This window comes from Silvibacterium acidisoli, assembly GCA_022870745.1.
Lineage (GTDB): Bacteria > Acidobacteriota > Terriglobia > Terriglobales > Acidobacteriaceae > Silvibacterium.
Map to the genome: position 1 here is coordinate 308,247 of CP085323.1, position 12,127 is coordinate 320,373.

Annotated in this window: 10 protein-coding genes; 5 read left to right on the top strand and 5 right to left on the bottom strand. The window is 59.5% G+C overall.

Annotated elements, in window-relative coordinates; translation table 11 throughout:
• Positions 1 to 2: 2 nt before the first annotated feature.
• On the top strand, positions 3 to 1,328 hold the full coding sequence (locus LJD29_RS01280; protein ID WP_446743941.1) for a hypothetical protein: 1,326 nt from the start codon (positions 3 to 5) through the stop codon (positions 1,326 to 1,328).
• 29 nt (positions 1,329 to 1,357) lie between these two features.
• Complete coding sequence (gene yihA, locus LJD29_RS01285) at positions 1,358 to 1,969, top strand: ribosome biogenesis GTP-binding protein YihA/YsxC (RefSeq protein WP_446743942.1); 612 nt, start codon at positions 1,358 to 1,360, stop codon at positions 1,967 to 1,969.
• A 278-nt stretch (positions 1,970 to 2,247) separates the two neighbouring features.
• Here yihA and LJD29_RS01290 read toward each other — a convergent pair whose 3' ends face one another.
• The 3 genes from LJD29_RS01290 to LJD29_RS01300 are packed head-to-tail and all read right to left on the bottom strand — an operon-like array spanning position 2,248 to position 5,545.
• Positions 2,248 to 2,664 (bottom strand): type II secretion system protein, encoded by a 417-nt coding sequence (locus tag LJD29_RS01290; protein WP_446743943.1) that lies wholly within the window; start codon positions 2,662 to 2,664, stop codon positions 2,248 to 2,250.
• Positions 2,664 to 3,137, bottom strand: a complete 474-nt coding sequence (locus LJD29_RS01295; RefSeq protein ID WP_446743944.1) for a type II secretion system protein — start codon at positions 3,135 to 3,137, stop codon at positions 2,664 to 2,666. Before LJD29_RS01295 ends, LJD29_RS01290 begins: the two co-directional genes overlap by 1 nt.
• A gap of 11 nt (positions 3,138 to 3,148) precedes the next feature.
• The gene (locus LJD29_RS01300; protein WP_446743945.1) at positions 3,149 to 5,545 is read right to left on the bottom strand and encodes a secretin GspD/PilQ domain-containing protein; all 2,397 of its coding nucleotides are present in this window, start codon (positions 5,543 to 5,545) and stop codon (positions 3,149 to 3,151) included.
• A gap of 196 nt (positions 5,546 to 5,741) precedes the next feature.
• Here LJD29_RS01300 and smpB point away from each other — a divergent pair, with 196 nt between their 5' ends.
• Together smpB and LJD29_RS01310 are read left to right on the top strand one after the other, a co-directional pair.
• Positions 5,742 to 6,281, top strand: a complete 540-nt coding sequence (smpB, locus tag LJD29_RS01305; protein ID WP_446743946.1) for an SsrA-binding protein SmpB — start codon at positions 5,742 to 5,744, stop codon at positions 6,279 to 6,281.
• 203 nt (positions 6,282 to 6,484) lie between these two features.
• Complete coding sequence (locus LJD29_RS01310) at positions 6,485 to 7,990, top strand: leucyl aminopeptidase (RefSeq protein ID WP_446743947.1); 1,506 nt, start codon at positions 6,485 to 6,487, stop codon at positions 7,988 to 7,990.
• 129 nt (positions 7,991 to 8,119) lie between these two features.
• On the opposite strand, the gene LJD29_RS01315 is transcribed toward LJD29_RS01310, so the two are convergent.
• Positions 8,120 to 8,683: a type 1 glutamine amidotransferase domain-containing protein gene (locus tag LJD29_RS01315; protein ID WP_446743948.1), complete on the bottom strand. Its 564-nt coding sequence runs from the start codon at positions 8,681 to 8,683 to the stop codon at positions 8,120 to 8,122.
• Between the two features lie 196 nt (positions 8,684 to 8,879).
• On the opposite strand from LJD29_RS01315, the gene pstS reads away from it, so the two are divergent.
• Positions 8,880 to 9,926: a phosphate ABC transporter substrate-binding protein PstS gene (pstS, locus tag LJD29_RS01320; RefSeq protein WP_446743949.1), complete on the top strand. Its 1,047-nt coding sequence runs from the start codon at positions 8,880 to 8,882 to the stop codon at positions 9,924 to 9,926.
• A gap of 111 nt (positions 9,927 to 10,037) precedes the next feature.
• Here the strand turns inward: pstS and LJD29_RS01325 are convergent, their stop codons facing one another.
• Entirely contained in the window at positions 10,038 to 12,011 is a 1,974-nt protein-coding gene (locus LJD29_RS01325; RefSeq protein ID WP_446743950.1) for an arginine--tRNA ligase, read from the bottom strand.
• Positions 12,012 to 12,127: the final 116 nt, after the last annotated feature.

A 12,127-nucleotide genomic window follows, 5' to 3' on the forward strand; every position in this document is an offset into this window, starting at 1 on the left:
CGATGAAAACATCTTCGCTGAGTATTTCCACCCTCATGGCCGGATTCCTGCTGCTTCCTGCGCCTCTGAATGCGCAGGAAGCTCCGAAGGACGTAGACAAACCGCCCGTCCTCTCGCCGACCGAAGCTTACCGCTATGCGATGCAGCCTTTTCAGGATGCGAGAAGCGCTCCAAACGACATGACCGAGGCCGATCAGTGGGCGCTGGGGCTTGGCATTTCGCGTGCCCAGCAGCAATGCGAGGCCATTGCCCCAAACAAGCCGCAAGGGGAAGATCTGCTGGCCTTCGGAAAGCTCTGCGTCTTCGGACGCGACCTGGGCCCCGCCGAAGACGCCCTCATCGATTATCTCGGTCTGCCGCAAAAAGCGGACGAGAAGACGGCGCGTCTTCTGCTGACCCGGGTCTTTGTACAGACGAACTCCATCACCGCGGCGGAGAGCCAGATCGATTCGCTTACCAGCACTTTTCCTTATGACGCCGATCTGCACTGGGCAATCGACCAGGTGATCGACGTGGCCCTGACGGAAGAGGGCGGCGTCAATCATATGGTGGACAAAGACGGCAAGCTCATACGTGACCTGATCGTGCTGCCCGGCGGAGCTGGCGTCATTGGCAGACTTGACGCCCTGCAACTGCCGTTCATCATAAAAGCTCTCGAAGGCGCGGGCACGCTGACCTCGCCCGACAATACGGTAAGTGCCGCACAGCTGACGCGCGACGCGCTCCGCTGCGCCGACCAGATGCGGAGAAGTGGTGATACGAAAGGCGCGGCCGACCTTGTCGCTCAACTGCACACGCTCACTGCTGCACCTGCCATCGCACAGACCGCTGCGAAACCTGCCATCGACAATGCTTTCGCCCGTTATGCCCTGGTGGGACAATCCTCCCCGGTAATCGAACTCCACGGCACTCTGGTTGCTAAAGTTCCCACTCCCGCCGTGCGGCGGATCGCCGGAAAAAATACGCTGACGATTGTCTTTTCACTGGGATCGCCGCAATTTCACGACGCCGTAGAGAAGATTGCAGCCGCACTGCAGAAGGATCCGCCGAAGAAGCCGCTGCAGATCATCGCCATCACCTCCTATGCGTCCATGAATGGCATCGATGAGAAATCGGCTCCCGTTCTCGCCACGTTGCAGTCCCTGCAGGCAACGATGCCGGCGAGCGTTCCCATGCTGATCGTTCCGGAGACGGTGCTGAAGTCATTCGCCATCGACGCAGTTCCGGCAGCCATCGTGACCGACGCAGATGGCCGCGTCACATATCTCGATCTCTTTCCGGGAACTCCCGGCAGCATCGCGCAGGTACTCCGTACAGCCAAGGAGTAGAGCAGCGCGTCGTTATACTGAAGATTCGTATGCGCATCTTCCCCAAGTTCCTTCTCTCCGCCATGGCCCCGGCGCAATTCCCCAAGCCACAGGTTCCGGAGATCGCCTTCCTCGGCCGCTCCAATGTCGGCAAATCAAGCCTGCTGAATGCCCTGCTGCAATCGAACCAGGCGAAGGTGTCGTCGACGCCGGGACGAACACGCGCGATCAACTTCTTCGCCATCCACGACCGGCCCGAGAGCCAGCAGCCACAGATGCTCTTCGCCGATCTGCCCGGCTACGGCTACGCGAAGATCTCCAAGTCGATCTCTGCCGAGTGGCCCAAGTTCATCGAGCCGTACATCAAGGAGCGCCCGACGCTCGCGCTCTGCCTCTGCCTGGTCGACAGCAACATTCCGCCACAACCCTCCGATGCGCAGCTCATCGAGTTCCTGAAGCACGCCGGGCGCAATTATCTTGTTGTCGCCACCAAGGCGGATCGCCTCAGCGGCAACGGACGCACCAAGGCAAAGATCACGCTCGAAAAAGGTCTGGATACAGAAGGAATTCTGCTCTGCTCCTCAAAGACTGGAGCAGGAATGAAAGAAGTATGGGGGGCTATTCAGGCGGCAGCGGCTGGAGAAGACGTCTCCCCGGCGTAGCGGTTTATCTGAGTATCGCGTTCAGATGGAATATACACGTTAAATCGCCATTCCCTCAGGGCTAAAGCCCCCGACTTTTAAGCAGGCAGATGCGGTATGGCTGAAGCCGTGCCCTGACACAAAACCGGCCCCTTCTGCACAATATCCGCACAGGAAAATACAGCGCGAGATGTGCATACACCCTGACACCAGGAGCAGACAAGAAAAAGGCCACCCAACGGGTGGCCTGATTTTTGGGCGGCAAAGCCGCGACCCGCTGGACGCGCAGTCCCGCGCAGTTACCAGCTTGAGTAGGGCTGGCCGTCGGAGCCGGTTTCCTCGGAGCCGCTGTGCACGTCGCTGATGCCCGGCTCCGATTGGTCGACGCTCTCGAGCGTGTCGTCCATGGCCGGCTGCCAGCTTTCACTGGAGTGCGTCATCGGATCCTGCGGAAGCGTCTTGAGGTAGCCCGACTGCACCAGGTCATCGAGCGACTGCGGAGCCTTACCCTTGTCCATGGTGTAAGAGTCGATGGCATTGCGCAGCACATGAAGATCTTCCTTGAGAACGGCTTCCTTGGCGCTCTTGATGGAGGAGATATAGCTGGGAATGGCAATGGCCGCCAGCACGCCGATGATGAGCATAACCACCATCAGCTCGACCAGCGTAAAGCCGCGCTCCGTGCGCCTCGATTTGTACCCTGCTGTCTGCGCCATTACCAGTCCTTGTATTTCGTTCCGTCGAGTGCTGTTCCTTCGGACTTCGAATACACATCGAAGAGATTCTGTCCGCCGAAGGAATCGCTGGTCGGGTCATCCTGCATCGAGCGCATGCCCCAATCGTCCTTACCCGTCATCGGATCTATCGGAATCCTGCGCAGGAAGCGAACCTTCTTGCCCTGCACATCTACCCCTTGCACCAGCGTATCGAGGTCGGGCGGATACCCCTGGCTATCGACCTTGGTCTGAAAAGCATTGCGGTCGGCGGCATCCTTGTATTTATCGATTGCCGTCCGCATCTGCCACAGGTCGTAGCGCAGTTCACGCTCCTTGGTGCGCTTCACCTCGAAACGAGCGACCGGCACCGCGGCTGAGGCGACGATCGCGAGAATCGCGACCGTCACGATCAGCTCAACCAGTGTCAGGCCGGCTTCGCTCGTCCTGCTACGAAATGGAGGCCGATGCTGCATGGGCTTGTCCGCTACGGACGCACCTGTACAAGCGCCCGCGATCCGGTTGCCGGCTGGGCCTGCTGCGCGCTGTTGCGCACCACAGGACGGGTGAGGATCACCGGCGCATCGCCTGCCGCCTTTGCCTGGAAGGTCAGCACACAGACCGTACCCGATCCGTTGACACCCTTCGTGCCCGGCGGACGCGAGGCCGAGATGGAGACCGTACCGTTGCCGTCGTCACGATGGACCAGTGCAACTGCCTGACCATCCTGCCCCAGCAGGTTCGTGCTCTTTGACTGCGGATCGCCAAGATCCACGTTCACCAGACTCAGCTTGCTCTGGTCGTACTTAAGCTGCATCGGCACTGAGAAGACGTCGTTGCCGTTGTCGAGATGAACGGCCATCTGGAAGGTCGAACCAACCTTCTGCTGACCCATCTCCGGCGTCAACTGCAGCTTCACCGGCCCCGGCTGACCAGGCAGACCGACAGCAGCCGAATCTTCCTGCATGCTGGCGATGGCTCCAGCAGCGGCTGCGGCAGCTGTGACCGGCCCGTTCGCCGAGGTCGTCTGCGAAGTGGTCGGAGGAACAGCGAACTGACCTTGCGACTGGGCCTTCTGGATCGCGGCCTGCGCATCCGTCTGGTTCATCTGGCGCAGCTGAATGCTTCCGCCCGTACCTGTGTCGAGTTCACGCAGGTTCAGCGGATCCAGCATGGTAGCGCGCACAACATGTGGAATCAGCAGGAAGACAATTTCATCATCCTGGGTTGTCTTATCGTTGCTGCCGAAGAGGTATTTCAGAATCGGCAGCTGCGCAAGGCCCGGCGTACCGCTCAATGAGAGCGAGGTCTGCTTCTGCAGGATGCCGCCGAGAATGTTCGCTTCGCCTTCCTTCAGACGGATCGTCTGGTCGACGGTGCGCTGCGTAATGATCGGCTCTTCGATGCCGCCGATGTTCGAGTTGGAGTTCGAACCGGAGACTTCGATCTTGAGCTTCAGTGTCACGTCGCGGTCGTAGTGAACCGTAGGCTTGATGGTGACGTTTACACCGATGTCAAGGTACTGGAACTGCGTGTTAACCAGCGAACTGACGATCGCCGTCGCCGCGCCCGTCTGGTACGAACCGGTTGCCACCGGCAGACGTTCACCGATCTTGAGCGTCGCTTCCTGCCCGTCAGAGGCGCGGATGCGTGGATTCTGCAGAACCTTGGTCGAGCTGTCGGTAAGCAGCAGGTTGGCTGTAGCCGAGCCGATGCTCACGGCGAAGTTCGTGCCATTGAGATGGGCAAGGCTGTTCAGCGTCAGGCCATTGCTGGTACTCGAACCGCTGGTGTCGGTCGTGCCCGTCGTCGTGCTCGATGAGCTCGAGGTGCTGGTAGAGCTCTGGTTCAGGTTCGATTCCTGGAACGAGACTCCTACCGTCTGCGGCAGCTGGATACCGATGGTGCGTTCGTAGTTCCGGCTCACTTCAAGCACGGCTACGTCGACTACGACTTCCGGCTTGGCCTTGTCGAGATCGTTGATGAGCTTCTGCGCCAGCAGCAGTTCATCCGGCGTACCGCGCATGATGATCGCGTTCTGGCTGGCGACGCCATAAATCTTGGCTGTCTGGAACATGTTACGCAGAGCCGTCTGCACATCGGTAAAGTCGTTCTGCTGCGAAACATTCGTCAGATAAAAGGTCTGAACCGCCTGCTCTTCAAGCTCGGTGCGCTTGCTGCGGCTGTTCTGCGCCACGAAAATCGTATTGTCGGTGACCGGGCGCCAGAAGGTTCCAGAGATAGTCCCGATGATCCGAAGCGCGTCATACAGATCAACGTTCGTCAGGTCGACCGGGATACGCTTCGAGGTGTAATCGGGATCGAAAAGCACGTTGATGCCGGCAAGCTTGCCCACCGTCTGGTAGATCACCTTGCTGTCTTCGACGGAGTGCAGCGTCAGCGGCTCTTTCGAGAGAGGCTTCAGGTGCAAGGGCTCGCCGATTCCGTTCAGCACCATTTCGGAGTTCGAATACTCCGGCGTTTCCGGCAGCGGAGGAGGAGCCGTAGCGTCGGCTTTCTTCCGCATCGCCTGGATTTCCTGCTGCGCCAGCTCATTGCTGGGATCGATCTCGATCGCGCGCAGAAATTCAGTCAAGGCGCCGGTGGTGTCGCCCTGCGCGCGCAGCTTCTGGCCACGCTGGATGTGGAGCGCCCCGACTGCGAAACGTGTCCGCTCGTAGCCTTCTTTGTAGCGGTCCTCTTTGGGGTCTTTCTGAAAGGCCTGGGAATAATCCTGGTAAGCAGTCTCGACGTCGTCTTTCTGCTCGGCCGCCTGGGCCATCTTATAAAGCTTCTTGGCCGACTGCGCATGAGCAGCCGGAGCAAGACCCAGAGCGAGGCCGAAGAGCGCGAGCGCGGCCCAATTCTTAATGCTGTATTTCATGCAACTCCAACAGACTGGCCTGCGATGTGCGAATGCGCCGTGAAAGGCCAGCGGCGAGCGTTTTCAATCCGATGCCCGGATGCCGGGGTGGCCTGGCGTGGGTTGAGTATAACACCGGCTCCCAGCGGGGCGATGAGCCGGGTCAACGTCCGTGCTAGCATGAAAAATTGATCCTCCGTGGGTAAAGCTCGCTTTCATGGCCCGTCAAAGTACACATACGATCGTTCAGGCTCCGTCGAAAAAACCGAAGCCCCGTGACCCCGTCGCCTCAGGCGATCGCGATGCCGCAGTGAATCGCGCGGCCAGTCACAACTATTTTCTGCTCGAGCGCTTCGAGGCCGGAGTCGCCCTGCGCGGCACCGAGGTAAAGTCGATCCGCGAAGGCAAAGCCAATCTCAAGGACGCTTACGGGCTTGTCAAGGACGGCGAAGCCTTCCTTCTGAACGCCCACATCGGACCTTACTCGCACGGCAACAGCGCCAACCATGAGTCTCTCCGGACCCGGAAGCTGCTTCTGCACGAGGAAGAAATCCGCAAGCTAACCGGACAGACGCAGCTGAAAGGGCATACGCTCATCCCCACGCGGCTTTATTTCCGCCGAGGAAAGGTAAAGTGCGAGATCGCCGTAGCCAAAGGCAAACAGGATTGGGACAAGCGAGAAACCGAGAAACGCCGCGAGGCCGACCGCGAAGCCCGCTCCGCCATCGCCCACAGCCAGGGCAAACGGGCGCGCTAGGGCTCGGCCATTTCCAACCTGCAATAAATTGTCGCCAGAACTGAAAGAACTTTCACCACAGAGAGCACAGAGGCATTTCCGTCTGTGCGGGCGGAGGTCTCTCTGTGTCCTCTGTAGTGAATCGAGCCTCGGATATCCCGGCGAAAACCCCCGACAGTAAAATCGAGTAGAGACATTCTCACAAGGGAAAGCGAAAGGACTGGATGAAGACCGAACTGCTCACCTCCCCGATAGACTCGCTGCAGTCAGAACTGCTGGTCGTATTTGCCGTAAACAAATCGGAAAACACCGAGAAAGACGCCAAGGCCGAACCAGCCCTGCTCGCGTCCGACGGCGCAGCCGCGAAAGCTGCTGCCGATGTGCTGACGCTCGGCGACTTCAAAGCCGAGGCGAATGAGACCCTGCTGCTGCACGCGCCTGCCGGACTCGCCGCAAAGCGTCTGCTGCTCGTCGGACTGGGCAAGGAAAAGAAAGCCGGCGCGAACGAGCTTCGCAAGGCCGCCGGAACCGCCGTCCGCTTCGCCAAAGCAAAAGGCATCCGCTCACTGGCGATTGCTCTGCCTGAAAATCTCGACATAGCCTCATCGGCACGGGCCATCGCCGAAGGCGCAGTCCTCGGCGATTACGACTCCGACACCTACCGCAGTGATCGGAAGGACCGCTCCATCGACTCCCTCTCGCTGATCGCCTCCGCTGCCAACAAGGACGCTGCCGCGGCTGGCCTGAATGAAGGCACGATCATCGCCGAGTCGCAGAACTTCGCCCGCTTCCTCATCAATGAGCCGGGAAACTATCTGACGCCAACCATCCTCGGCGAGCGGGCGAAAAAAATGGCCAGCGAAAACGGCCTGAAGTGCGAGGTCTACAGCACCGAAAAGATGCAGGAGCTGAAGATGGGCGCGTTCCTGAGCGTGGCGCAGGGATCTGCGGAACCTCCGGCTCTGATTGTGCTCACTTACGAGCCGGAAGGCGCACCCGCTGAGCCGGTCATGGGACTCGTCGGCAAAGGCGTCACCTTCGACACCGGCGGCATATCGCTCAAGCCTGCCGACAACATGGAGAAGATGAAATATGACATGGCCGGCGGCGCAGCCATGCTCGGAGCGATGCAGGCAATCGCTCAGCTCAAGCCGAAGGTCAAAGTCATCTGTGTCGTTTGTGCCACAGAAAACATGCCCGATGGCAAAGCACAAAAGCCGGGCGACGTGCAGATTGCCATGTCCGGCAAGTCTATTGAAGTCATTAACACCGACGCCGAGGGCAGGCTCGTGCTGGCTGATGGTCTGCATTATGCGAAGACGCTGGGCGCAACTCGCCTGATCAATGCAGCCACGCTGACCGGCGCCGTAGCGATTGCGCTGGGCCAGATCAGTGCCGGAGCATTTTCAAACGACGACGAAGCCTACGAAAAATTCGCCTCCGGACTCGCGGCATCGGGCGAAAGGTTCTGGCGGTTGCCTTGCGACGATGAATACCGCGACCAGATCAAGTCGTCGATTGCCGATATTCAGAACACCGGCCTCACCCGTTATGGCGGCGCAATCAACGGCGCAATGTTCCTCAAAGAGTTCGTCGGCGATACACCGTGGATCCATCTCGATATCGCGGCGCTCGCCTGGCTCGACTCCGAAAAGCCGTGGACGGCCAAAGGCCCGACCGGCGTTGCCGTGCGCAGCATCTTCGAGTGGGTCCGCAGCTACGCGGAATAAGCTGCGACTGGAACACAAAGGGCGCGCCTGTGAGAGGCGCGCCCTTTGCAGGTTTCAGGCTCTCCGCCAGGACTCATGCGGGCCTGGAGAATTGCTGAGAAGGGGTGCAGCGGGATGATTCCATTCGCCTTAGCTCGCAGCTTTCAGATGCACGCCATCCGCTATCTCTTCAATCACCTTCTGGCTGAAGGCGGGAATGTCATCCGGTTTACGGCTTGTCACGAAGTTTCCGTCGGCAACTACTTTTTCATCGACCCATCTCGCGCCCGCGTTCATCAGATCGGTTTTCACTGAGGGCCACGAGGTCATCGTTTTACCCTTCACAACGCCCGCTTCGATTAACGTCCACGGACCGTGACAGATCGCCGCCACCGTTTTGCCGGATTGCGCGAACTCCTTCACAAAAGCGACAGCTTTTGGTTCCATCCGAAGATGGTCTGGGTTAAGGACCCCGCCGGGGAGAACCAGGGCATCGTAATCACTCACACGAGCCTGATCGAGGGCCTTGTCGACCTTTACGCTCTCGCCCCAGTCGGTCTTGTTCCAACCTTTGATCGTTCCTGTCTTTGGCGAGACAACATGGGTGGTCGCACCCGCCTGCTCGAGGGCTTTTCTCGGCTCCGTCAACTCCGCCTGCTCGAAACCGTCCGTCGCTAGAATCGCAACTTTTTTGCCCTTAAGTTTTTCTGCCATTGCAAGAACCCTCCAATTGGTTCATCCGTCTTGGTTGGTCTTTCTACTTAGTAGGAAGACAACAGCCAGCAGAGCGTTGCCAGCTTTTAATGTTCCGTTGACGGACTGATATCCTGCTTTGTTACAAGGATTTCACTGCGATGGGTCCAACCCGGAGAGCTTTTTTCCACATCGCAATGGCTGAATAAGAGGACTTATGCACAGAAAACTTCGCGCCGCCTCCCTGCTGACACTGGCCACCATCGCCCTCACCGCCTGCAAGTCAAACAACGTACAGATCTCTGGAGCGGGCAGCACTTTCGTCTACCCGGTCATGACCCGCTGGGTTCAGGATTTCCAGCAATCGCACCCCAGCGTACAGATCAACTACCAGTCCATCGGTTCCGGCGGCGGAGTGCAGCAGGTAAAGAGCAAGACCGTCGACTTCGGCGCGACCGATGCCCCGCTGGCCGATCAGCAGCTGGCCGGCATGCCCGGCAATATGATCCAGATCCCCGAGACGGCTGGCCCCGTCTGCATTACTTATAACCTGCCCGGACTGCAGCAGCCTCTGCAGCTTTCGCCTGAATCGCTGGCCGGCATCTTCATGGGTACGGTTAAGAACTGGCAGGACTCCATGATCGCGAAGGACAACCCCGGCGTAACTCTTCCCAAGCAGGATATTGTCGTCGTTCACCGCGCGGACGGCAGCGGAACCACCAATGCCTTCACGACTTATCTAAGTGCCGTGAACAACGACTGGCAGAGCAAGGTCGGCAAGGGCAACAGCGTCAGCTGGCCTGTGGGCCTTGGCGGCAAGGGGTCTGAGGGTGTAACCGGGCAGCTGAAGCAGTCGCCAGGAGCGATCGGCTATGTCGAGCTGACCTACGCGCAGCAGAACCACCTGCCGGTCGCGAAGATCAAGAACCAGGCCGGCAACTACATCGCCCCGACCGCGCAAAGCACCACGGCTGCGATCAATGCCTTCACGGCGCAGCTGGTCGTCGATCCGCGCATTCCCATCGTGAATCCGCCTGCCGCGGCAACCGATGCGTATCCGATCTCAACCCTCACCTTTCTGCTGATTCCGCAGGACGGCTCGGATAAGGCGAAGCGTTCCGCACTGAAGAGCTTCATTCAGTACGTCATCACAGACGGGCAGCCGACAGCGGGATCGCTGAACTATGCGCCGCTTCCGGATGGCGTGAAGTCCTACGACCAGCAGCAGCTGAACAAGATGACGGCCGACGGGCAGGCGCTCTAAGCAGATAGGACCAGCTCAAATCCGGTTCGCAAACAACAACGGCCAGCTCCCCGCTGGCCGTTGTTGTTTTGGCTGACCGCCCGTCAGCGGACTGCGACTTCGCTGCCGTCTCTACATTACTTCCGGCGCACTGATACCAAGCCATCCCAGCGTACGAATCAGCTCCCGCTGCGCCACCGCAGCCGTTGCCAGCAGCAGAGCTTTGCGGGCAGGATCGGCCTCGGTCAGGATGTGGTGCTTGCGGTAGAAAGTGCTGAATTCCTGCGCCAGCAGATAAGCATGCTTCGCCAGGTACGCAGGCTCTGCCGTAGCGATGCACTGCTCGAGCAGCAGCGAGGTCTTGGCTGCGCGCAGCCATACCTGCCAGATGCTGTCTCCATCCTCGCCCTGGAGGATCGGACCGGCGTCGACGGATGCCATCGCTGCCAGGGCCGCTTCGGGCGTGGTTTCGCCTTTACGGAAGATGCTGCGCGTACGCACAACGGCGTACTGAAGATACGGCCCGGTTTCTCCCTCAAAGCTCAGCGCATCCTTGAAGTCGAAGGCTATAACCGTGTTGCGCGTGTACTTGAGCATGAAGTAGCGCAGAGCTCCGACGGCGATCGCCTTCGCGATCTCGTCGCGCTCGCCTTCACCCAGTTCGGGATGGCGTTCAACGACCTCGCTCGATGTTGCTGCAATCAGCTTGTCGATCAGGTCATCGGCCTTTACGCCAAAGCCCTTTCGTCCTGAGACTTCGATATAGGGACGTGCCTTATCTTCTTCGGGAACGGCGTAACCCAGCTCCTCGGCGCAGCGCGGCGTCAGCGCGACCATCTCGTAGGAGAAGTGCGTGTAATGCTCCGCCTGCTCGGTGTAGCCGAGCCCGCGCAGCGCTTCGATCACATTGGCCTGCGGATCGGACTGGCGCGAATCGATGACGTTGTAGATGGCCTGCGCTCCGCCAAAGTGCGGATGTTCCGCTTCCCCACTTTCAGCGGAGATCCAGCACTCGTGACTCGGATATTTGAAGAACGGCAGGTAGCCGAAGTCGCGGCCCAACAGGCCGAACTTCCACAGGTGATAGGCAATGTCCTTGCCGACGTATGTGACCGTTCCGTTCGAGCGCACGATGACTTTCGCGTCTTCATCCGGACCGTCGCCGGCGGCCTCTTCCGTTCCGGCACGCTTCATCACCCAGCAGCCCTTATTCTTGCCTTCAGTCTCGAAGTAAAGCACGCCCCTGGCCTTCATCTGCTCGAAAGCCAGGTCCCAGAAATGCAGGTGCAGGATCTCGCTCTCGCGCGGCAGGAAGTCGTACTCGATACCGAGGCGCAGCATGGTTTCAAGATGGCGGCGCAGCACCGCGGTCGAGATCAGCTCGGCGATGGCCGAGGTCTCATTGCCACCGGCCTCGATTTCATGCAGCGTATGAAGACGGATCTTCTTACGCTCAGCCTGTTCCGCTTCCGTTCCCAGCGTGTACCACTGCGAGGTCTTCGCGTAGAGATCCCAGCAGGCATAATCGATGCGCTCGGAGAGGCCATCCATCCACGAACGCACCTGGTCGAGCGAAAGCCTCTCAAGCTGCGTGAGTCCGACAACAATATCGGCAACCTGCACGCCGGTGTTGTCGATGTAATTCTGCACATCGACCGTCTGCCCAGAGGCACGCAGCAGGCGCACAAATGTATCGCCAAGAATGGCGTTGCGCAGGTGTCCGACGTGGGCGGCCTTGTTGGGATTGATGCTGGTATGCTCGACGAGCGAATGCGTGCCCGCTCCGGCGGCATCGATCTCGCCGCCAGCGGAGATGGCCTTCGCCGCAGCTCCACGATCGAGGCGGGCATTGATGTATCCAGCGCCTGCTACTTCAAACCCGGCAAAACCCTCGACCTCGCCGAGCGCAGCGACCACTTCTTCGGCGATCTTGCGGGGAGCCTTCTTCAGACGGCGGGCGAGCTCAAAGGCGAGGGGCAGCGCATACTCGCCGAACTTGATCTCCGGCGGCTGCTCGATGGCGAGCGTCTCCAGCTCGACCTCAAACTTTTCCCTGAGCACTGCGCGGAGCCGCGCGAGAAGCTGCTTCTGTTCCCGTAAATACACTTGATCGATATCCTGCTGTGGTGCTCCAGCGGCGCGGTGGAAGGCGCTGAAACATCTGATTTTACTGACGATTTTATCAGGTGGTCGGAACGAAGCCTGCCGGGATTCCAGAAACG